Here is a 22,393-nt window from a genome sequence, read left to right as displayed (position 1 = left end):
CTGCCTCAATTTATGATTTGTCCAAAACATTTAAGAGGGATGAAATCAGGGATTTTATATTTCCACTGACTTTCAGAGCCGTCTCTGTGACTTCTTCATGATACAGCGCTTCTTTTTTAATCCCGGCGGCATAATTGGTGGCACAACTGAAGGGGTAGACCTTCATACCAAAAGAGCGGGCCCGGATCACTTCCGGCATTGTGGACATTCCCACCACATCGGCACCCAGTTCTTTAAAGTATTGTATTTCCGCAGGCGATTCATACGAAGGCCCGGTAGTCCAAACATATATTCCGTGCCCAATGGACACATTGGATTGTGAAACGGCACGATCAATCGCCTCTTTTTCATCCTCCCGGATTTTAGCCAGGTCAAGATCACCTGCTTCAAGAGCTTTATGGGTAAAATCTTTAAAATCATCAATTCTAAGAATGACTCCCTTTTCATACTTTTCATTCATGAGTCCTGCGGCATTGGTTACAATGACATGAGAAATCCCGACAGCATGAAAATAGTCCACAATTGCCAGAATTTTATCCATGCTGTAGCCTTCATAATAGTGAAAACGGCCTTTGGCAGCCAATATCCGGTGTCCGTGCCAATTTCCCAGAATAAACTGACCGGCATGGCCTTCCACCGTGGGTTTAGGAAAACCGGGGATTTTATCGTAGGCTAAAACCTGCTCTGCCTGGATTTCAGATGCCACATCTCCCAGTCCGCTTCCCAGAATCATTCCATAATCAACGGGGTTTGTCTCAAGATATTTTTTCAGGGTATCCGTCATAAGTTTCCTTTTGTTTTATCTGTGTGTATAACTGTCCACACGCTGCCTGTTTGTCGGCTCCGTCACTCCATCGTATCATTACCGGAAAAGACGCTCGTTGCTGTAAATAGTCAGTAAAAAACTGTATCTCTTCTTCAGCCGGCCTTTCATAGGGAGCCTCAGTCATATTGAAAGGAATCAGATTCAGTTTGCAATCCAATTCACCTAGACGGGCTACCAGTTCATCGGCATCCCTTTGGGATATATTGACATTCCTCATCATCACATATTCAAAAGTGACTCTGCGATGGGTTTTCCGGGTGTAAAATTTAACAGCTTCCAAAAGAGCAGACAAAGGATATTGTCTGTTTATCGGCATCAGCGTTTGCCTTAAGTCGTCGCGGATGGCATTGAGGGATACAGCCAGTTTAAACTGATAAGGCAACTCGGCAAAGGCAAGGATTTGGGGGACAATGCCTGCAGTGGAAACCGTGATATGCCGGGCTCCAATATTGAGACCCGATTCATGATTCAGGATCCGTGCTGCCTGTATCACCGCATCAAAATTGAGAAAAGGTTCTCCCATACCCATAAACACCACGTTGGTCATGGTTTCCGGAATCAGATGGCGAATGTGTAAAACCTGATCTACAATTTCTCCGGGCGTCAGATTCCGTTGAAATCCCATCCGGGCTGTCTGACAAAAAGTACAGTTCAGGGGACAGCCTACCTGACTGCTTACACACACTGTCCTGCGTTTTTTCGATGGGATGTAAACACTCTCCACCGCTTTTCCATCAGACAGTTTAAAAAGAAATTTAAAGGCGCGTGAAAAATCGTTCGGTCCATCACCAATAAGACGAGTCAGGTGAAGATTCCCTTCAGCATGGATCAATTCCCGAAACGTTTTGGGCAAAGTGTGCATGAAATCCGGATTGTCTTCCCCTTTCTGGAAAATCCATTGAGCCATCTGTCGCCCTTTGTAGGATGGATAGCCTTTAGACTGAGCCCATGTTTCCATTTCTTCAGGAAGCAGATCTTTCAGGGAATGCTTGATTGTCATAACGTGAAAGATAGTGAGTTCACGGCTAAGGGTCTATTCTTTTCCACTTTTTTCACTAAAATAGTTTCTCCTCCCTTGCAGATTCATTAAATTACACAGCTTTTTGAGAATCCATCGGGGTGTAGCGCAGTCCGGTTAGCGCGTCCCGATCGCTTCGCTGATCGGGAAGGTCGGAAGTTCAACCTTTCACTTTCCTTTATCAATTCTTTGACATTCTCTTTTGTGCTCGGGGTGTAGCGCAGTCCGGTTAGCGCGTCCCGATCGCTTCGCTGATCGGGAAGGTCGGAAGTTCAACCTTTCACTTTCCTTTATCAATTCTTTGACATTCTCTTTTGTGCTCGGGGTGTAGCGCAGTCCGGTTAGCGCGTCCCGATCGCTTCGCTGATCGGGAAGGTCGGAAGTTCAACCTTTCACTTTCCTTTATCAATTCTTTGACATTCTCTTTTGTGCTCGGGGTGTAGCGCAGTCCGGTTAGCGCGTCCCGATCGCTTCGCTGATCGGGAAGGTCGGAAGTTCAACCTTTCACTTTCCTTTATCAATTCTTTGACATTCTCTTTTGTGCTCGGGGTGTAGCGCAGTCCGGTTAGCGCGTCCCGATCGCTTCGCTGATCGGGAAGGTCGGAAGTTCAACCTTTCACTTTCCTTTATCAATTCTTTGACATTCTCTTTTGTGTTCGGGGTGTAGCGCAGTCCGGTTAGCGCGTCCCGATCGCTTCGCTGATCGGGAAGGTCGGAAGTTCAACCTTTCGCTTTCCTTTATCAATTCTTTGACATTCTCTTTTGTGCTCGGGGTGTAGCGCAGTCCGGTTAGCGCGCGTCGTTCGGGACGACGAGGTCGGAAGTTCAAATCTTCTCACCCCGACTATGTACTATACGTACATCCTTTATAGTAAAAAAGTCGATCGATATTATGTTGGCTATACATCCGATCTTGAAGAACGGCTTAAGCGGCACCACGATCATAAAATATCCTATACCAGCAATAGGGGACCCTGGGAACTTGTTTGGTATAAAGCCTTTGATTCAAAATCTGCAGCGTATGCCTGTGAACGGTCTATCAAAAAAATGAAAAGCCGAAAATATATCGAAACACTGATTAGAAATTTTAAACAGGAAATATCTTCTTCCAGTGTCCATTAGATATTCTCTCAATCTCATTGTAAATTTATTTTCATGAAAAGCATCAAAGACAAACTTCAGGAGCTGTCATACCCCTCCTCCACCCCCAAAAAGCACAAAGATGATGAAAGTCCTGTAAAACATCAGCTTGAGCGGATTTATACTCACAAAAAAGAGGTCAAACATTTTCCGGACACACGGCTTCAGCAGCAATCTTCCGGACTGGAAGAGCTTGTTGGAGGCCGGTGGATCAACACACCCTTCGGTGATATTTTCCGGGCGGAATATGCATGGGATTTGAACGAATTATATGGTAAATGTAATCTCTCTACTATTTTCTCTATTGATAAACCATCATTTTCCGATACTTTTTGCACGCCAATACCTCCATCATGGGAATCTCTCATCTTTGTAGATACGGAGACGACCGGACTCAGCGGCGGATCGGGAACGGTGGCATTTATGATTGGTCTTGGCTTTATCAAAAATGGCTTATTCCATGTGTATCAGTACTTTATCTCCCGTCTGAGTCATGAGGAAGGGATGTTGGAACTGATCCGTGATCTGCTCAATAATTTTCATACCCTCGTGACCTTCAATGGAAAAATCTATGATATTCCCCTTCTTAACACCCGTTTTGTCATGAATCATCTGCCCCCCCTGGATCCGGAAATACCTCATGCTGATTTGCTTCATCACAGCCGGAATTTGTGGAAATTCTCTCAGGAGAATTGCAAACTGACAAGTCTTGAACGGGATAAGCTGGGGTATATCCGGGATGAGGACATTCCAGGTGAAATGATTCCCGGTGTCTATTTTGAATATATGCGTCTGAACCGTGTGGATCTTCTGGCCAAGGTTTTTATCCACAACAGGTGGGATATTATCACCATGCTGGCCATCCTCATACGCATCCTGGAGAGCCATGAACGGGTGCAGGCGGAAGAAAACCCTCTGGATGACTATGCAAAGGGTCGGCTATTCAGGAATCGGTTGGATTTTGAACGGAGTGTTGCCCATTACCGCTTTGTTTTGAAATCCGACATCTCACTGCAGCGCCGTCAGAAAACCCTTCTGGAACTGGCGTCTATTCATAAAAAACAAGGGATGTGGCGTGAGGCTCTGGAAGCCTGGACAGAAGCCTGTCATTCCCAATACCCTTTTTCATACGAAGCGTATGTGGAACGTGCAATTTACCATGAACACAGAGAAAAAAACTATGAAACAGCCCGGCAAATTGTTGAAGAAGCACTGGCAAACATTCCTTTCCGTCGCAGGACAGAAATTGAATCTCTGGAATACAGGCTATCACGGATAATACGTAAACTCGAAGCAGGAAAATAAGATGAATGATCTGTACTCTAAAGAGAAAGAAACGGTGGAAACAATCCTCACCCAATCAGGGCAGTTTAGTCCCAATATTGTGCATATTCACCATATTGAAGGGAATGAAGGTGATTATCGGGACTTTCCGGAAGATCTTCACCCCGATATTACCCGTATTCTTCGGTCCCGGGGTATTCAGCGTCTTTATTCCCACCAGGCAGAAGCCTGGGAACAGACCACTGCCGGTAAAAACATCACCGTGGTTACCCCCACTGCTTCCGGAAAAACTCTCACATACAACCTTCCGGTCTTACAAAAAATCATAGAGAACCCAAAAGCAAAGGCCTTGTACCTCTTCCCCACCAAGGCATTGAGTCAGGATCAGATGACGGAGCTTCATGAACTGATCACGGCTTTGGAACGGGATATCAAGGTTTACACCTTTGACGGGGATACGCCCTCCAGCGCCCGGGCCGCGATCCGGAAACAGGGTAATATCGTTGTCACAAATCCGGACATGCTCCATCAGGGCATTTTGCCCCATCACACAAAATGGATGCAGTTTTTTCAGAATCTGGATATCGTGGTTATCGATGAAATGCATATTTACCGGGGTGTTTTCGGATCCCACATGACCAATGTCATCCGTAGGTTGAAACGAATTTGCCGGTTTTACCGTTCGAATCCCCTTTTCATTCTTTGCTCTGCCACAATAGCCAATCCAGGTGAGCACGCAAGCCGCTTGATTGAGGATCAGATCACCGTCATTGACCGCTCCGGTGCACCGGTAAGTTCCAAAACGCTTATTTTTTATAATCCACCTATCATCAACAAAGAGCTGGGCATCCGTGCCAGTTACCTCAAACAAGCCCGGTACCTGGCAGAATTTCTCATTCGGAAGGATGTACAGACCCTTATTTTTGCCCTTTCACGTCTGAATGTGGAAGTATTGACAAAATATCTCAAGGACACCTTTGATTCAGATCGGGAATCCATGAGCCGGCCGGAAATGATTGCCGGTTACCGGGGGGGATATCTGCCCAACCGGCGCCGGGAGATAGAAAAGGGCATCCGGAGCGGACAGATACGTGGGGTTGTATCCACAAACGCCCTGGAACTGGGGATTGACATCGGGAGTCTGGACGCGGCGATTCTGGCAGGATATCCAGGAAGTATATCCAGCACCTGGCAGCAGATCGGCCGGGCAGGACGCCGGGGAAAATCCGCCATCGGCATATTTATCGGCCGGTCCGATCCCCTGGATCAGTTCCTGATGCAAAACCCCGGTTACTTTTTCGGACAGTCCCCGGAACATGCCCGGATGAATCCGGACAATGTCATGCTATTGGTAGATCATATTAAATGTGCCGCCTTTGAACTCCCCTTTCAAGAAGGAGACACCTTTGGGAATGTACCGGCGGACGATTTGCTGGCAATTTTGGAATTTCTGACCAAAGGAGGCGTCTTACATTATGATAACCGTCGCTGGTATTGGTCCGACACGGCTTATCCTGCGGTAAATGTAAATCTCCGACGCTCACCTGAAGGCAATTTTGTTGTGGTAGATACAGAAAATAATCACAAAATCATCGGTGAAGTGGATTACAGCGCTGCGATTCTTACCATATATCCCGATGCCATCTATCTGGCGTCCGGACAACAGTACATTGTAGACAAGCTGGACTGGGACGGCCGAAAGGCGTTGGTTCGTCCCACCGATTCGGATTATTACACCGATTCCATTGATTACACCAAAGTGAAAGTATTAAGTGAAGACGAAGCGCGCCATACCCGGAATGCCGAGGTTTTCCAGGGCGAAGTTCAGGTCATGACCCGGGCGGTGGGATTCAAGAAAATCCGGTTTTACACCAGTGAAAATACAGGATATGGAAAAATCAACCTGCCGGATCTGGAAATGGCCACCACAGCTTATTGGTTTACCATCCCCAATCACGCGATTGAGCGTCTGCCCCGAAGCAGGGCGGATATAGTGGATGGCTTGTTGGGAATCAGTAAAGCCCTACACTCCGTTGCCACCCTGCACATCATGAGTGAACCCCATGATATTCATAAAGCTGTAGGGGACAAAAGCTCGGAATGGTTCGCCATGAACACCATTACAGAACGGGGTATCTATTCTGCCCCGGATGAAAACAAAAAGTCAGAAAAACTCAACCCGGAGGATCTGGAAAACTTTCAACCCACACTCTTTATCTACGACAATTATCCAGGAGGCATCGGATTCAGTCCCCTACTCTATGATGCCCATGAAAAACTCATCCGGGAAAGCTGGTCCCTCATCCAAAACTGCTCATGTCACAATGGGTGTCCCTCCTGTGTCGGCCCGTCAAATGAAGTGGGTATCAACACCAAAGAAATCGCCCTCGATATATTATCCATTTTATTGGAACGGGAATCCTGATCTGTCATAACCATATAAAAACCTGTTGAAAAAAACCCCCGTCTGCAGTAAACTATCGGGCTTTTGGGAGGATTAGGCTAATTGGTAAGTCAGCGGTCTTGAAAACCGCCGCCCTCTGGGCTTGGGGGTTCGAGTCCCTCATCCTCCGCATCAATATAATTCGGTAATGTGAATATAATTTATCTTTTAAAACATATGCGAATAGCTAAATCTGAGGGACGAGAAGTTTATCCCGAGAAGCGAAGCGGATCGGGAAGTCCCTCATCCTCCGCATCAACATAATTCGGTAATGTGAATATAATTTATCTTTTAAAACATATGCGAATAGCTAAATCTGAGGGACGAGAAGTTTATCCCGATGAGTGAAGAGTTATGAGTAATGAGTAGTGAGTCCAAGTTATGAGTTTTGAGATTGATTTAGTGCGTTAATTGGGGACTGGAAATTAGGGACTGGGGATTAGGGACTGGGACTGGCTGGGTGCGTCAGTAGACGGTGAGGCCAAAAAAGTCCCTTTTTAATGGTATCTAAGGAAGTATTATAATAACTATTTTAAATTGAATGAAGAATGATGAATCTGGTAAACGGGTCAATGAAGACCCCAACCTCGAACCTCGCTACTCGATACTCGACCCTCGCTACTCAATACTCGAACCTCGCTACTCGATACTCGACCCTCGCTACTCAATCATCCCCTCTTCCATTCTTCCACTAAATGTCATATATTCTTGACAATATGACACAACTCAAAGTCAAATCACAGTTTAAGCCGACGGGGGATCAGCCGGAGGCCATTCAATCCCTGGTGGATGGATTAAAACGTGGGGAGAAATTTCAAACCCTATTGGGTATTACCGGTTCAGGCAAGACCTTTACCATGGCGAAGGTCATTGAAAAGGTCCAGCGGCCCACGTTGATCATTTCTCACAATAAAACCCTGGCTGCTCAGCTTTACGGGGAATTCAAGAGTTTTTTCCCGGAAAATGCAGTGGAATATTTTATCAGTTATTACGATTACTATCAGCCTGAAGCATATCTTCCGGTGACGGACACCTATATTGAAAAAGATTCGGATATCAACGACGAAATTGAAAAACTCCGTCTGAAAGCCACTGCCTCCCTCCTGTCACGCCGTGATGTGATTGTGGTGGCATCGGTCTCGTGTATATACGGCCTGGGATCTCCCACAGAATATAAAGATCAGATTATTCTCCTCCAGAAAGGAAACATCTATCCCCGTGATGAGCTGCTTAAAAAGCTCATTGCCATCCATTATGTCCGGAACGATATGAGTTTTTCCCGGGGAACTTTCCGGATCCGGGGCGATGTGATGGATATCTATCCGGCATACAACGACAATCCGGTCAGGCTTGAATTCTGGGGAGACGAACTGGACAGCATTACCTTTATTGACCCTATAACCGGGAAGGTTCAGGGCAGTTCAGACTGGATCATCATCTATCCGGCCCGGCATTTTATCACCAACGAAGAGACCATGAAAATTGCATTAGGGGATATCCGGAATGAACTTTCCGAACGGCTGACAGAGCTCCGGCAAAACGGCAAACTGGTAGAAGCCCAACGTTTGGAACAGCGGGTAAACTACGACATGGAGATGATGCAGGAACTGGGATACTGTTCGGGAATAGAGAATTACAGCCGTCATCTAACCCGGCGCAAACCGGGAGAACGTCCCTATACCCTCATGGATTTTTTCCCGGAGGATTATCTCCTTTTTATCGATGAATCCCATGCTACCATCCCCCAGATCCGCGCCATGTACAACGGAGACCGTTCCCGAAAAGAAGTACTGGTGGAATACGGCTTCCGCCTTCCCAGCGCCCTGGATAACCGACCCATGAAATTTGAAGAATTTGAAGAGATGATCCATCAGGCAATCTTTGTCAGCGCCACACCGGCCGATTATGAAATGGAGAAAACAGAAGGCGTTTTTACCGAACAGATCATACGTCCTACCGGACTCCTGGATCCGGAAATCGAAGTCCGTCCCACAGAAAACCAAATTGATGATTTGATAGATGAAATAAAAAAACGAACCAGCCGAAAAGAACGGGTTCTGATCACCACGTTAACGAAGAAAATGTCCGAAAACCTGGCAGATTACCTGAAAAATGTCCAGGTCAATACCCGGTATCTCCATTCGGAAATCGATAGCCTTGAACGAATCTCCATCCTCCGGGATCTGCGACTGGGTGAATTTGATGTACTGGTAGGAATAAATCTTCTCCGGGAAGGACTGGATTTGCCGGAAGTTTCACTGGTGGCTATCCTGGATGCAGATAAACAGGGATTTTTACGTTCTGAACGTTCATTGTTTCAGATTGCCGGCCGGGCCAGCCGGAATGTGAATGGCAAGGTGATTTTTTATGCAGACCGTATCAGCGATGCCATGAAAACAGTCATTGATGAAACCAACCGCCGGCGGAAGGTCCAAAAGGAATACAACCGGATTCATGATATTACACCAGTCACAATTTATAAAACCCAGGATGCTGTCCGCCTGAGTACATCCATTGCAGACTACTCCCATGTCAAAGAGAAGCAGGCACGCTACAAGATTGAAAAAGATGCAGCGGCATTGTCGAAACTGGACATTCTGAAGCATATTGACGAATTGACCAACGAGATGAATCAAGCGGCTGAGAACCTGGAATTTGAACTGGCGGCAAAACTCAGGGATCAAATCGTGGTCTTAAAACGGGCTTTGAAGAAATAATATGATTGAAATTGAACAAAAATACGGGATCATTGGCAAATCCGATGCCATCAAAGAGGTCATCAGTTCTATTGAACAGGTGGCACCTACAGACATCAGCATACTTATCAGCGGGGAAAGCGGAACCGGAAAGGAACTGGTTGCCCAGGCGATTCATCGCTTAAGCCACCGTAAAAACCGGCCGTACATAGTGGTCAATTGCGGAGCCATCCCTTCAGGAACCATTGAAAGCGAACTTTTTGGCCATAAAAAGGGAAGTTTTACCGGTGCCACGGAAGACCGGAAAGGTTTTTTTGAGGCAGCCAACCAGGGAACGATTTTTCTCGATGAAATTGGTGAATTGCCTCTGGAAACCCAGGTAAAACTTCTCCGTGTCCTTGAATCAGGGGAAATTATCCGTGTCGGCGAAAGCATTCCCCAAAAAGTTGATGTCCGTATTCTGGCCGCCACCAATAAAGATCTGAAAGAACAGGTAATGGAAGGGGATTTTAGAAAAGATCTCTATTACCGGTTGAAAACCATATCGATTCACCTGCCCGCGTTAAGGGATCGCCGGGAGGATATCCCCATGCTGGCGGAACATTTTATGATTGAATATGCCGACCGGAACAATCTGCAATACAAACCGATTACTCCCTCAGCCATGAAAATCCTGGAATCTTTAAACTGGCAGGGAAATATCCGGGAATTGCGGAATTTTATTCACTCTGTCTTTGTCCTGGAGAAATCCCATATCATCCAGGCAGAAACGGTCCGTGAATATCTCAGGAAACATGCAGGATTCATCGAAAGCGGACATTTTGATACCCGGTTTCCGGTCCGCATGGATAAAGATGTGGATAAAATGGAACGTGAATTAATACTCCGCCAACTCTTTCTTCTCCGACAGGATGTGGATGAAATCAAAAACATGTTGAGACAGAATTATCAAATGCTGGAAAAAGGGCAGGTATCACTGGATGAAATCCCCCAGCGACTGAACCGGTACGACAAAGAGCCTATCCAGGCAGGAGAAATTTTAACTGTAGAGGATAAATCCATCCGGGATATGGAAAAAGGACTCATAGAACAGACACTGGATAAATATCACGGATCCAAGCGAAAAACAGCCCAGGCCCTGCAAATCAGCGAACGGACACTATACAGAAAGTTGAAAGAGTATGATATTCAAAGCTAAATACACTGTTTTCATATTCATACTGACACATCTTTTATTCACGGGATGTGGCATTTACTCGGTGCGTCCCGGAACCATTCCCCCTGGAATAAAAAGCATTGCCGTAGAAGATGTCCTAAACGAAACCGCTGAATTCGGGTTAGGACAAGAACTGACTTCTGTTCTGATTTCCAGGATTTTATCTGAAAATATCCTGCCCCTGGCTGAACCCCATTCTGCCCACTCCGTAATACGAACCCGCATTACACGCATTTCTGATGACCCCCATACTTTTGATGAAACAGAGACGGTAAAAGAGTATAAAGTATCTCTGACCCTTCAGTTTGAGTGGATTGCCACACCGGAAGAACGGGAACTAATGTCTGGAACATTATCTCAATGGAGCATCTATTACAGTGACAACTATAACAATCAATTATCCCCCGGTGATCAGATAGTCCGGGAGGATGCCATTGAAGATGTCCTTGGAAAAATCTCGCAGGATCTGATTGAAAAGCTCACGTCGGATTGGTAGTAAACTTTAGTTGTCAACTGTTTGTTATTGATATACAACGCATTGTGGTGTATTTTCAAATCATGACACTTGCTATTTTCAGGCTATCGTAAACCCGGAGATTCAAAACAAATCTTTACCAGGCAGGAATTAACTGTTGGTAAAAATCTGTCAGAACCGTATAATTTAAGAATAAAATCAACATTTATTGATGACGAAAAAAACAGACACACATCACACAGAAGATCCATTCAGGGTTAATTTTCATTCACGACGCAGATGGAAAGATCAGATAATTCATCTGGCCAATCCTCTTTTAGAACATCTGTTTGCTTTTGGGCGTTTGAATGATTTGTATTCAAAACTCCGAAACCGTCCGGATCATGAAACATTCGAAGCCTGTGTACTGAAAAACATGAACATCACCTATGCAGTTTCCGATGCAAAAACGCTCCATAACATTCCGGAAAAGGGCCCGTTTATCATCATTGCCAACCATCCCTTTGGGGTTTTGGACGGACTCATTCTGATGGATTTAATTTACAGAATCCGGCAGGATGTCAAATTTATTGCCCAGAAAGAGATCAAATACATTCCGGATATTCGGGACCGTCTGATACTGGTAGATACACACCGGTCTCCGGAATCAAAATACATGAATATAAAAGCAGTACGTCATGGTCTGCAATGGTTGAAGCGAGGCGGCGGTCTTGTGTTATTTCCTTCCGGGGCAGTATCACAATTTCGTGTGCGCCATCAGGATATCACAGATCCCGGATGGATTGAAAACACAGCCCGTCTGATTAAATTGGCTTCTGTCCCTTTAATCCCCGTCTATTTTGAAGGAAGAAACAGCCTGACATTTCTACTGGCCGGTATGTTTAATCAAAATTTGCGTATGTTCATGTATCCAAGGGAATTCCTGAAGACAAAAAATAAACACATCATTGTAAAAGTGGGTGATTCCATTCAACCAAAGCGATATCAGGGATATACCAATCCAAAAGATCTCTTGAACTATCTCCGCCTTAAAACCTATGTCCTCCAATACAGACCCTTGTCCACAGAAGATCAGAAACAGCAAAACACCTTGAAAGAAAATCCATTGGAAGAAATCCCAGAACGGTTTGATAGAGGCGTTTTGACAGAAGAAATCGAATCGCTGCCCCCTGGACAGGAGCTTTTGAAAAACAGAGAATACAGCGTAATCTATGCCAAAGTTGATGATATCCCTTATTCTGTCCGGGAACTAGGGCGTTTGAGAGAAATAACATTCCGGGATGTCGGCGAAGGGACGGGAAAAAGCCTGGATTTGGATATTTTTGACGAATATTATTACCATTTGATCGTTTGGAATCATGTCAAAAAAGAGATTGTAGGTGCATACCGCCTGGGGCCGACGGACGAAATAATTCGCAAATATGGTACTTCCGGACTCTATACAAGCACATTATTCCGGTATAAAGCAGAAATTTTTGATAAAATGGGGCCGTCACTTGAATTGGGCAGGTCTTTTATCCGGAAAGAATACCAGAAGAAATATGCCCCCCTCCTGCTTCTATGGAAAGGTATCAGTCTGTTTATTGTGCGGAATCCACACTATGCAAATCTCTTCGGTCCAGTAAGCATCACGGGAGATTATAACGCCGCATCCCGGCAAATATTGGTCAATTTCCTGAAAGATCACTATATGGATAAAGAACTGGCCCGGTATGTTCGCCCCCGGAATCCATTTAAGCACAAATCTATGAAGGTGTGGGATAAAATCCCGTCACAACATCTGATAAAAACACCGGAAGAACTTTCGTCACTCATATCCGACATCGAGCATCAGATTGACGGCATTCCCGTTTTGATCAAACAGTATCTGAAACTGGGTGGAAAAATTCTATCTTTTAATGTGGATCCCGATTTTAACTATTGTCTGGATGGACTGATCTATGTAAACCTTCCGTCCACGGATCGGGACATATTAAAATGGTACATGTCACCGGAAGGGTATGAATCCTATATTAAATTTCATCAAAGCTGACTAAACATCAATCAGAATTTCATTCAGTTTTTGAAGATTTTTCAGTTCGATAGTCCTCCCTTTTACGACTATCAATCCTTCGCGGTTTAATTCCGACAAGACACGGGATACAGAAGGTCTTTCCACATTAAAGAGATCTGCCATGGCTTCGCGGGTGACAGGCACATGGACATTCAGTGACTGATTCTTTCGCAGTGACAGAAGATACCGGACCAGTTTCTGTCGGATAGTCCGGAAAGACAACATTTGTATCTTCTTCGCCAGAAAAACGGTCCTGTCTGTGATATCCCGAATGATCATGCGGATAAATTCCGGATTCTGAGCAATGAGCATAAAAATAAAATCTCTGGGAATCAGAACAATTTCACAGGATGTTACAGCCACCACATTGACGGGAAAACGATTTTCTGTGGCGAATAAAAAAGCGGATGCCACCGTATCCGGTGCATAAATGGCTTCCACGGTGAAAGAACGTCCGGAAAAATCAAGCATTTCTCCCCGGCATTCCCCCTGGGTCAGACAATACAGTGACTCGACGGGATCATCAGAAAAAGCAATAACATTGCCGGATATATAATGCCGGACATACATTCGGTCTTCCGGTAACAATTCAGATAAAGCCTGTTCATCAAAAAAGCTAAAAAGAGAAATTTTTCTCAATTTTTGGTAGATATTTTCCATTTTTGTAACTTATGTTACATCATTTGATTTGGAATTACCAGTATATTTTTAAAAAGAAAAAAGGAGTATTGAATGACCAACATGTTTTGTTTTCAATGTCAGGAAGCCGCAGGAGGCACCGGATGCACGATCAAAGGTGTTTGCGGCAAAGAACCGGAAGTTGCCCGCATGCAGGATCTGCTTATGTATACAGCCAAAGGTGTGGCCGTCTTAAGCAGGGAAAAACGCAAACAGAATGTCCTTTGTGAAACACCTAACCGCTATCTGGCGGATGCCTTGTTCACAACCATCACCAATGCCAATTTTGATCTGCAGGTGATTGCCGATAAAATCTTACAGGGACTTGCCTTGCGGGATCACATCAAGGAGAATGTTGATGTGGAAGCACTCCCCGAATGGCTCAAAACCCATGATGTAATCACCTGGAACGGATCAACTATTCCCGAATTGGAAGAAAAGGCAAAGCATGTGGGTGTATTGGAGACGAAAGATGAGGATATAAGGAGTCTCCGTGAACTGCTTACCTATGGTTTAAAGGGAATGGCTGCATACGCAGAACATGCATTGAATCTGGGCTATTCGGATAATGATGTATTTGGTTTCATTGAAAAGGGTTTGATTGCAACCCTGGATGAGAGCCTGGATGCTGAAACATTGACCAATCTGGTATTGGAATGTGGAAAATTTGGTGTCAGCGCCATGGCTCTTTTGGATAAAGCCAACACGTCTACCTATGGACATCCTGAGATAACACAGGTAAATATTGGTACCCGAAACAATCCGGGGATACTGATCAGTGGCCATGATCTGAAAGATTTGGAAGAACTTCTTGAGCAGACCGAGGGAACCGGAATCGATGTTTACACACACAGTGAGATGCTGCCGGCCCATTATTATCCTGCGTTCAAAAAATATGATCATTTTGTAGGGAATTACGGAAATTCCTGGTGGAAACAGACCGAAGAATTTGAAACCTTCAATGGTCCCATTCTTTTTACTACTAACTGTCTGGTTCCTCCCCGAAAAAAATCCACATACAGTGACCGTGTTTTCACAACGGGTGCTGCAGGATTCAGCGGTTTTCCCCATATCGCAGACCGGCCTAAAGGCGGGAGCAAAGACTTTTCACCCATCATCGAGATGGCAAAAACCTGCAAACCTCCGGTAGCCATCGAAAACGGCACCATTACCGGTGGATTTGCCCACAATCAGGTTGTACAATTAGCCGATAAAGTGGTGGACGCCGTAAAAAGCGGAGCCATCCGGAAATTCATAGTCATGGCCGGATGTGACGGTAGAATGAAAAGCCGTGAATATTATACAGAATTTGCCCAAAAACTTCCGAAAGATACAGTTATCCTAACGGCCGGTTGTGCCAAATACCGTTACAACAAGCTGCCTCTGGGAGACATCGGTGGAATTCCACGGATTCTGGATGCGGGGCAGTGTAATGATTCTTACAGTCTTGCCGTGATTGCACTCAAGTTAAAGGAGATCTTTGAACTGAACGATATTAATGAGCTTCCTATCGCATACAATATCGCCTGGTATGAACAGAAAGCAGTGATTGTATTATTGGCGTTACTATACCTGGGTGTCAAAAATATTCATCTGGGTCCCACACTCCCTGCATTCCTCTCCCCCAATGTTACAGATGTACTTGTAAAAAACTTTGGGATCGCTCCGATTAGCTCTGTTGATGAAGATATCAAACTTCTTGCCTGATCCCCCCCATAACTCACTCATGAAAAGACCGGAAAAAATCCGGTCTTTTTATTTCTTGGGGATAATCTTCCCGGATCATGAAAAAATTTACATTTTATGACAACTTTTTGGGTAAATTTTTAATCTGAATTTGGATAAACATGAGGAAAAAACCATGAATCGTACTGTATTAAGATTTGGAATGATTGTAATCACTGGACTTTTACTGATTTTGAGTATGGCCTGCACTCCAAGGGAAATACTGGATGAACCGGAAACTGTTCACATGTATCCTGCTTTTGACACCTCCAACATGGATTTGTCTATCAAACCTGGTGAAGATTTTTATCTTTATGTCAACGGGAAATGGCTGCGGAATAACCCTGTACCCGATGACAAAGTCAGCATAGGTGCTTTTCGGGAAGTATACGATCGGAATCAGGAAATGATCAAAAATCTTTTAGATGAAGCTGCGAAAGACGTGGACTCAGATCCTGCAAGTTTACGTGGCCAGGTAGGTGCTTATTACGCCAGTGGTCTGGACAGTGCTCTCATTGAAGAAAAAGGCCTAACACCCTTACAAGCACGGCTTGAGATGGTCAATACTGAAACACCCGACAAAATTATTGAGACCCTTGCCTGGTTTCATTCACATTTCATGGCACCGGCATTTGATATCTCATTTTACGAAGATCCAAAAAACACAGAGCTTGTCATTGTACACCTGGGACAAAGTGGTTTAGGTCTTCCTGAGCGGGAATACTACATTGGACAATCTGAAAGGTTAAAGGAGATCCGAAAAGAGTATCAAGACTTTCTAAGCCGTTTTTTACAAGCCGGCGGATATACACCGGAAAAAGCAGAAACAGCAGCTGCCTCCATCCTGTCGTTTGAAACACGGCTAGCCGAAGCATCCATGAACCTTGTCGACCGACGTGATCCACAAAAAACATACCATAAAATGTCCCTATCAGAATTAAAAGCATTAACACCAGATTTAAACTGGGATCTTTACTTTAAAACATTGGGGCTTGATTACGATCAATATTATAATGTTCACCAGCCGGATTTTTTCAGAGAAATAAATCAAATGCTTTCGAATATCCCGCCCGAAGTGTGGAATGATTATTTTACCTGGAATTTGATGGACCGTATGGCCCATTATTTGCCAAGTGAAATCAATGCCTTACATTTTGATTTTTTTAACAGGTATTTATCCGGACAGAAAGTTATGGAACCCCGGACAAAAAGAGTATTAGACCAGGCTAACTGGATTCTGGGGGATATGCTGGCCAGGCTTTATGTTGAGACCTATTTTCCTCCTGAAGCAAAAGAAAAAATGACCGAATTAACCGGGAATTTGAAGCGTGCCCTAAAACAACGTATCGAAAATGTGGATTGGATGACAGACAAAACACGAGAAAAAGCCTTGGTCAAACTGGAAACGATGCGCATTAAAATCGGATATCCCGATTCCTGGGATGATTTTTCCGGATTAATACTTACACGAGATGATTATTTTGGTAATTTTCTGCGAATTGCGGCCTATCAATTCGATTTAGAAAAGTCAAAAGCCGGACAAGAGCCGGACCCGGAAGAATGGCACATGCCGGCTCATATTGTCAATGCCTATTACAGTCCCCTGGGGAATGAAGTCGTTTTTCCTGCGGGTATTCTCCAGCCACCCTTTTTCAATCTACATGCCGACGACCCTGTAAACTACGGGGGAATTGGTGTGGTAATCGGTCATGAAATGACTCACGGGTTTGACGATCATGGCAGGCAATATGATGAAAACGGAATGCTGAACGACTGGTGGACAGCTGAAGATGCAGCACAGTTTGATGCCCGGTCAAAAAAACTCATCGGACAATATGATCGCTATGTTGTTATTGATACGTTTCACATCAATGGCGAATTGACACTGGGTGAAAACATCGCGGATTTGGGTGGAGTCAATGTGGCTTATGACGCTTTACAACTGGCCAAACAGAATCGTGATATGAAAAATATCGATGGATTTACACCTGATCAGCGCTTCTTTCTGGGATTTGCCCAAATCTGGCGACGAAATATGAGCCGGGAAACCATGATCCGTCGTATCATGGAAGATGAACATTCTCCTGCCCATTACCGGGTTGTGGGTCCCCTTGAAAATGTGGATGCCTTTTACAAGGCTTTTCACATTCAACCCGGAGACCCAAGATACCGATCTCCGGAAGAACGGGTAGTTATCTGGTAATATATTAAAGAGAATAAAAAATCGAGGGTCTTTTGACCCTCTTTTTTTATCTAATCATCCGGTAAATTTATTTAAGTATTTCAATATATTTTAATATAATAATAATTTTGCCCTTTTCCCCCCACCCCGGGGGGAAAGATACGCCACAAATTAAAAGATGTCAAGCTTATATTATTATTTTTATTATTAAATATTTTTTACAAGGACTTTTTATATTTTGGTTTTCGAATCTCTGTCAAATCTTGTGTGTCTGGGAACACGGGGATAAAGGGACGGTTTATCCGTTTCAGACTTGAAAATATATTATCCACGATATCTATCCTGGGATTGAGTTCCTGAATATTCGTAAGCCATTCTCTGACTTGTTTTCGTCGTGAATGCTCTGCAGCAGGACAGCTTTCAGAAACTGCCGGACAGTTTTGTTCCCCAGCATAGGTTTTTAAAAGCGGTTCAGGGATCAGATACAGAGGCCTGCATATGTGGAATTGTCCGTCAAAGAGGGGTTGACGTGGAAGCATGGTGCTGATTTCACGGCTATAGATCTGGTTTAAAAGAAAGGTTTCGACGACATCATGTTTATGGTGCCCGAAGAATACTTTGTTAAACCCATTTTCTATGGCAAAGCTTACCACTGCCTTTCGCCTAAGACGCATACAGATGAAACAGGGATTTTTTTCTGCATCAGGTGCAAAAACCTTTTTGTAAATATCTGTATCTACGCGGTAAACCGTAGCGTATTGACGGCAATAATCCAGAAAATGGACAGGAGAATCAGGATTGAGGTGCACATACACTGCATGGAGTTCAACCGGGAAGCGGGATAAAAGGGTGAGAAGACTCATGGAATCTTTCCCGCCGGAAATACCCACCAGCACTTTTTCACCTTCCTGAAAGAGATTCCAATTTTGGTTAGCTTCCCGGATATAGGCCAGGAGTATTTTTTCCAGTTTTGTAGGCATAATAGAATTTACAAAAAAAGGGGACAGTTTGACTGTCCCCTTTTTGAGTTATGTGTGATTATTGTTTATTCAGCCATTTTCCGGTATTCTTCATAGCGCTCTTTGGCATATTCCGCAAATTTTTCCCTGTATTCTTTCACTTTTTCAGGAAAGGTCTGTTTCAGGGATGTGTAGCGTTTTTCACCTTCCAGGAAGTCCAGCACATCCTCTTTCGGTTCTTTGGAATCAAGAATAAAGGGATTTTTACCTTCTTCTTTCAGCGCCGGATTATAGCGATAAAGCAGCCAGTATCCGGATTCAACGGCTTTTTTCTCTTCCAGTTGACTTTTACTCATATCAATCCCATGATTGATACAGGGAGCGTACGCAATAATGATAGAAGGTCCGGGATAGGCTTCCGCTTCGGAAATTGCCTTAATCAATTGATTCTTATTGGCACCCATTGAGACCATGGCAACGTAGACATAACCGTATGTCATCATCATCTTGCCCAGATCCTTTTTGTTAGTCATCTTACCTGCTTCAGCAAAACGTGCCACAGCACCCAGCGGGGATGCCTTTGATGCCTGTCCACCAGTATTGGAATAGACTTCTGTATCCAACACAAGGATATTGATGTTCTTACCAGATGCAAGAACATGGTCCAGGCCACCGAATCCAATATCATAAGCCCAGCCGTCACCACCAAAAGACCAGATGGATTTGTCCACGAAATAATTTCTCAGTTCATAGACTTTTTGGGCGACAGGTTTGAATTCAGCAGGGACCTTCTTTAGGTATTCCGGTAACAATTCTTTGATTTTCCGTGCATTGGCTTTGGTTTCCTGATCCACGGATGTCCAGTTCTCCACTGCGGTCTTCAGTGCTTCGCCCAATTCACCATTGACACCCCCGTTTAAAAGCTTCTGAACATTGCTTTTCAATTGCTTCCGGTTGGCATCTACAGCCAGACGCATCCCAAAACCATACTCGGCATTATCCTCGAAAAGTGAATTTGCCCAGGCCGGTCCATAGCCGTCCTTGTTTTTCGTGTAGGGAATCGTGGGGAATGTCCCGCCGTAAATAGATGAACATCCCGTGGCATTGGCAATGATCATCCGGTCTCCGAAGAGCTGCGTGACCAGCTTAATGTAAGGTGTCTCACCACATCCGGCACAGGCTCCGGAAAATTCAAACAAAGGTTGTTTGAACTGACTTCCTTTGACGGAATTTTCCCTGCTGTTACCCAGCACATCATTGGGCAATGCGTTGAAAAAGTCTGCATTAACCCGTTCTCCCGCTTCCCGTTCCTTTTCGATAGGTGAAAAGGTCAGGGCACCGGTGGGACAATCATTGATACAAACACCACAACCTACACAGTCATCAATGTACACCTGGATTTTATATTTATACTGACTATCCTTGCCTTTCACATCCAATACATTGAATGTTTCCGGGGCGTTTTCCAATTCAGACGGATCAATAAGCTTGGCCCGGATAGCTGCATGGGGACAGACGAAAGAACACTGGTTACACTGAATACATTTTTCTGCTTCCCAATGGGGAACCTGAGGTGCAACACCCCGTTTTTCAAGAGCCGTGGTACCGGTAGGAATTTGTCCATCATAGGGCATCTGGCTTACAGGAATCTCGTCTCCCTTTTCCCGCATGATCCGTTCAATCACATTTTTCGTAAAATCATCGGCATCTTGGGGCACCAGATCACTGATGTGTGCACTCTTTGTAATTTTTTCAGGAACTTTGATCTGTTTCAAGGCTTCGTCGGCTCTGTCCACAGCCTTCCAGTTCATTTCGACTACATCTTTACCCTTACTCATATAAGTCTTTTCGATGGCTTTCTTGATCATTTGAATGGCATCTTCCCGGGGAAGAACCTTGGAAATAATAAAAAAGGCAGCCATCATCACTGTATTGATCCGGGATCCAAGTCCCACATCCTGAGCAATTTTCAATGCATCGATATTGTAAAGACTGATATTCTTCTCAATGATGGTTTTCTGCATATCTTCCGTAAGATTTTCGAAGACCTCGTCGTCTTTCCAGTTGGAATTCAACAGAAATACACCATTTTCTTTTATGCCCTGGAGGATATCATAACGTCCGATAAAGGCCTGATTATGGCAGGCAATAAAATCGGCGTTTTCCACCAGGTATTCGGATTGAATTTTTTCTTTTCCAAAACGGAGGTGACTGCGGGTAATCCCACCGGATTTTTTCGAATCGTATTGAAAATATCCCTGGGCATACATATCCGTATTGTCCCCGATAATCTTGATAGAATTCTTATTGGCACCAACCGTCCCATCCGAACCAAGTCCCCAGAATTTACAGGAGATCGTACCTTCGGGAACGGTATTGATATGCTCTTGAACCGGAATCGAAAAACCGGTGACATCGTCTGTAATTCCAACGGTAAAACTATGGAAGGCTTTTCCATCCAGATGATCATAAACGGCCTTCACCATCGATGGTGTGAATTCCTTGCTGGAAAGCCCATAGCGGCCGCCGATGATTTCGATCCCCTTCCGGTCTTTCAGTGCTGCAGAGACATCCAGATAGAGCGGTTCACCGATGGAACCTGGTTCTTTGGTCCGGTCCAATACGGCAATTTTTTTAACAGAATCAGGAATTGTTTCTACAAATTTTTCTGATGCAAAGGGACGATAGAGGCGGACTTTCACGAGTCCAAGTTTTTCACCGTTTTTATTGAGTTTGTTGATAGTCTCTTCGATGGTGTCACAGGCACTGCCCATGGCCACAATTACCTTTTCTGCTTTGGGATCACCGAAATAATCGAAGAGATGGTATTGGCGACCGATTTTCTCAGCCACTTTATCCATATATTTTTGCACAATATCCGGAGTCGCCAGATAGTATTTATTAACGGTTTCCCGTCCCTGAAAATAGACATCCGGGTTCTGGGCACCGACTTTTGCCATTGGGACTTCCGGATTCAGGGCTCTTTTCCTGAATGCTTCGATATATTCTTTACTATCCTCTAAAAGTTCACCCATCGTGTCATAATCAATCATTTCAATCTTTTGGATTTCATGGGAATTACGGAATCCATCAAAGAAATTGAGAAAGGGAACCTTTGCTTCGAGAGTTGCCAAGTGTGAAACCAGGCCGAGATCCATGATCTCCTGAATGGATGATGCAGCGACCAGGGCAAAACCCGTATTCCGGGCAGACATTACATCCGAGTGATCTCCGAAAATAGAGAGAGACTGAGCCGCCAGGGAACGGGCACTGACATGAAAAACTGTTGGTAGCATCTCTCCTGCAATCTTATGCATATTCGGTAACATGAGCATGAGTCCCTGTGAAGCCGTAAAAGTCGTTGTGAAGGCCCCGGCAGAAAGAGAACCGTGCACTGCTCCGGAAGCACCTGCTTCACTTTGCATTTCCACGACATCCACAACTTCATCAAAGAGATTTTTTTGTCCTTTGGATGCCCATGCATCGGCATACTCACCCATATTTGATGAAGGAGTAATGGGATATATGGCAGCCACATCACTGAACGCATATGCGACATGAGAAGCGGCAAAATTTCCATCAATCGTCTGTTTTTTAAATTTGCTCATCTGCATATCTCCTATTTATATTTTTTAATCTCAGAACTTCCATAGCGTTGCAATATACAAAATAATTTTCTGATTTTTTAAGCTCTTTAT

Annotated in this window: 14 protein-coding genes and 7 tRNA genes; 16 read left to right on the top strand and 5 right to left on the bottom strand. The window is 44.5% G+C overall.

The genetic code is table 11. The annotated features are described in order from the left end of the window. Window positions 1-10: 10 nt before the first annotated feature. Window positions 11-784 carry a purine-nucleoside phosphorylase gene (locus strainIA91_RS05480; RefSeq protein WP_400168116.1) on the bottom strand — a complete coding sequence of 258 codons (774 nt, stop codon included), beginning with the start codon at window positions 782-784 and terminating at the stop codon, window positions 11-13. Beyond that, window positions 756-1,826: a 23S rRNA (adenine(2503)-C(2))-methyltransferase RlmN gene (gene rlmN / locus strainIA91_RS05475; protein WP_400168115.1), complete on the bottom strand. Its 1,071-nt coding sequence runs from the start codon at window positions 1,824-1,826 to the stop codon at window positions 756-758. Before rlmN ends, strainIA91_RS05480 begins: the two co-directional genes overlap by 29 nt. A 116-nt stretch (window positions 1,827-1,942) precedes the next feature. Between rlmN and strainIA91_RS05470 the strand changes: the two genes are divergently transcribed. From strainIA91_RS05470 to strainIA91_RS05405, 14 genes are all read left to right on the top strand, one after another. Continuing rightward, window positions 1,943-2,022, top strand: a tRNA-OTHER gene (locus strainIA91_RS05470). Window positions 2,023-2,054: 32 nt separating this feature from the next. Beyond that, window positions 2,055-2,134, top strand: a tRNA-OTHER gene (locus strainIA91_RS05465). A 32-nt stretch (window positions 2,135-2,166) separates the two neighbouring features. After that, window positions 2,167-2,246 (top strand) — tRNA-OTHER (locus strainIA91_RS05460). A 32-nt stretch (window positions 2,247-2,278) separates the two neighbouring features. Further along, window positions 2,279-2,358: transfer RNA gene (locus strainIA91_RS05455), tRNA-OTHER, on the top strand. Between the two features lie 32 nt (window positions 2,359-2,390). Continuing rightward, window positions 2,391-2,470, top strand: a tRNA-OTHER gene (locus strainIA91_RS05450). 143 nt (window positions 2,471-2,613) lie between these two features. Beyond that, a tRNA-Pro gene (locus strainIA91_RS05445) sits at window positions 2,614-2,688 on the top strand. A gap of 2 nt (window positions 2,689-2,690) precedes the next feature. After that, complete coding sequence (locus strainIA91_RS05440; protein ID WP_400168114.1) at window positions 2,691-2,966, top strand: GIY-YIG nuclease family protein; 276 nt, start codon at window positions 2,691-2,693, stop codon at window positions 2,964-2,966. Window positions 2,967-2,999: 33 nt separating this feature from the next. Then, complete coding sequence (locus tag strainIA91_RS05435) at window positions 3,000-4,289, top strand: ribonuclease H-like domain-containing protein (protein WP_400168113.1); 1,290 nt, start codon at window positions 3,000-3,002, stop codon at window positions 4,287-4,289. 1 nt (window position 4,290) lies between these two features. After that, window positions 4,291-6,693, top strand: coding sequence for a DEAD/DEAH box helicase (locus strainIA91_RS05430; protein WP_400168112.1), 2,403 nt, complete (start codon window positions 4,291-4,293; stop codon window positions 6,691-6,693). Window positions 6,694-6,759: 66 nt separating this feature from the next. After that, window positions 6,760-6,841: transfer RNA gene (locus tag strainIA91_RS05425), tRNA-Ser, on the top strand. A gap of 586 nt (window positions 6,842-7,427) precedes the next feature. After that, complete coding sequence (gene uvrB, locus strainIA91_RS05420) at window positions 7,428-9,428, top strand: excinuclease ABC subunit UvrB (protein ID WP_400168111.1); 2,001 nt, start codon at window positions 7,428-7,430, stop codon at window positions 9,426-9,428. A gap of 1 nt (window position 9,429) precedes the next feature. Beyond that, window positions 9,430-10,605, top strand: a complete 1,176-nt coding sequence (locus strainIA91_RS05415) for a sigma-54 interaction domain-containing protein (protein WP_400168110.1) — start codon at window positions 9,430-9,432, stop codon at window positions 10,603-10,605. After that, window positions 10,589-11,119: an LptE family protein gene (locus strainIA91_RS05410; protein ID WP_400168109.1), complete on the top strand. Its 531-nt coding sequence runs from the start codon at window positions 10,589-10,591 to the stop codon at window positions 11,117-11,119. The genes strainIA91_RS05415 and strainIA91_RS05410 overlap by 17 nt, the downstream gene beginning before the upstream one ends. Before the next feature lie 190 nt (window positions 11,120-11,309). Next, window positions 11,310-13,130, top strand: coding sequence for a lysophospholipid acyltransferase family protein (locus tag strainIA91_RS05405; protein ID WP_400168108.1), 1,821 nt, complete (start codon window positions 11,310-11,312; stop codon window positions 13,128-13,130). On the opposite strand, the gene strainIA91_RS05400 is transcribed toward strainIA91_RS05405, so the two are convergent. Next, a complete protein-coding gene (locus strainIA91_RS05400; RefSeq protein WP_400168107.1) occupies window positions 13,131-13,811 on the bottom strand; it encodes a Crp/Fnr family transcriptional regulator in 681 nt (226 codons plus the stop codon). An 81-nt stretch (window positions 13,812-13,892) separates the two neighbouring features. Between strainIA91_RS05400 and hcp the strand changes: the two genes are divergently transcribed. Both hcp and strainIA91_RS05390 read left to right on the top strand, forming a co-directional pair. Continuing rightward, window positions 13,893-15,536 carry a hydroxylamine reductase gene (gene hcp / locus strainIA91_RS05395; RefSeq protein WP_400168241.1) on the top strand — a complete coding sequence of 548 codons (1,644 nt, stop codon included), beginning with the start codon at window positions 13,893-13,895 and terminating at the stop codon, window positions 15,534-15,536. Window positions 15,537-15,690: 154 nt separating this feature from the next. Next, the gene (locus strainIA91_RS05390; protein WP_400168106.1) at window positions 15,691-17,757 is read left to right on the top strand and encodes a M13 family metallopeptidase; all 2,067 of its coding nucleotides are present in this window, start codon (window positions 15,691-15,693) and stop codon (window positions 17,755-17,757) included. A gap of 197 nt (window positions 17,758-17,954) precedes the next feature. Here strainIA91_RS05390 and strainIA91_RS05385 read toward each other — a convergent pair whose 3' ends face one another. Both strainIA91_RS05385 and nifJ read right to left on the bottom strand, forming a co-directional pair. After that, window positions 17,955-18,716, bottom strand: coding sequence for an ATP-binding protein (locus strainIA91_RS05385; RefSeq protein WP_400168105.1), 762 nt, complete (start codon window positions 18,714-18,716; stop codon window positions 17,955-17,957). A gap of 65 nt (window positions 18,717-18,781) precedes the next feature. Continuing rightward, entirely contained in the window at window positions 18,782-22,303 is a 3,522-nt protein-coding gene (gene nifJ / locus strainIA91_RS05380) for a pyruvate:ferredoxin (flavodoxin) oxidoreductase (protein WP_400168104.1), read from the bottom strand. Window positions 22,304-22,393: the final 90 nt, after the last annotated feature.

The sequence above is a fragment of the Candidatus Neomarinimicrobiota bacterium genome, from assembly GCA_041154365.1.
Lineage (GTDB): Bacteria > Fidelibacterota > Fidelibacteria > Fidelibacterales > Fidelibacteraceae > Fidelibacter > Fidelibacter multiformis.
Note: the sequence above shows the minus strand (reverse complement) of the source record. Positions and strands in the feature narration are given on the sequence as shown.

What these genes read in the sequence shown, in the direction of transcription:
- rlmN (WP_400168115.1), bottom strand. Translation starts at nt 1,826, where the DNA reads ATGACAATCAAGCATTCCCTGAAAGATCTGCTTCCTGAAGAAATGGAA.
- strainIA91_RS05410 (WP_400168109.1), top strand. Translation starts at nt 10,589, where the DNA reads ATGATATTCAAAGCTAAATACACTGTTTTCATATTCATACTGACACAT.
- nifJ (WP_400168104.1), bottom strand. Translation starts at nt 22,303, where the DNA reads ATGAGCAAATTTAAAAAACAGACGATTGATGGAAATTTTGCCGCTTCT.
- strainIA91_RS05385 (WP_400168105.1), bottom strand. Translation starts at nt 18,716, where the DNA reads ATGCCTACAAAACTGGAAAAAATACTCCTGGCCTATATCCGGGAAGCT.
- strainIA91_RS05390 (WP_400168106.1), top strand. Translation starts at nt 15,691, where the DNA reads ATGAATCGTACTGTATTAAGATTTGGAATGATTGTAATCACTGGACTT.
- strainIA91_RS05480 (WP_400168116.1), bottom strand. Translation starts at nt 784, where the DNA reads ATGACGGATACCCTGAAAAAATATCTTGAGACAAACCCCGTTGATTAT.
- strainIA91_RS05435 (WP_400168113.1), top strand. Translation starts at nt 3,000, where the DNA reads ATGAAAAGCATCAAAGACAAACTTCAGGAGCTGTCATACCCCTCCTCC.
- strainIA91_RS05415 (WP_400168110.1), top strand. Translation starts at nt 9,430, where the DNA reads ATGATTGAAATTGAACAAAAATACGGGATCATTGGCAAATCCGATGCC.
- strainIA91_RS05440 (WP_400168114.1), top strand. Translation starts at nt 2,691, where the DNA reads ATGTACTATACGTACATCCTTTATAGTAAAAAAGTCGATCGATATTAT.
- strainIA91_RS05405 (WP_400168108.1), top strand. Translation starts at nt 11,310, where the DNA reads ATGACGAAAAAAACAGACACACATCACACAGAAGATCCATTCAGGGTT.
- hcp (WP_400168241.1), top strand. Translation starts at nt 13,893, where the DNA reads ATGTTTTGTTTTCAATGTCAGGAAGCCGCAGGAGGCACCGGATGCACG.
- uvrB (WP_400168111.1), top strand. Translation starts at nt 7,428, where the DNA reads ATGACACAACTCAAAGTCAAATCACAGTTTAAGCCGACGGGGGATCAG.
- strainIA91_RS05430 (WP_400168112.1), top strand. Translation starts at nt 4,291, where the DNA reads ATGAATGATCTGTACTCTAAAGAGAAAGAAACGGTGGAAACAATCCTC.
- strainIA91_RS05400 (WP_400168107.1), bottom strand. Translation starts at nt 13,811, where the DNA reads ATGGAAAATATCTACCAAAAATTGAGAAAAATTTCTCTTTTTAGCTTT.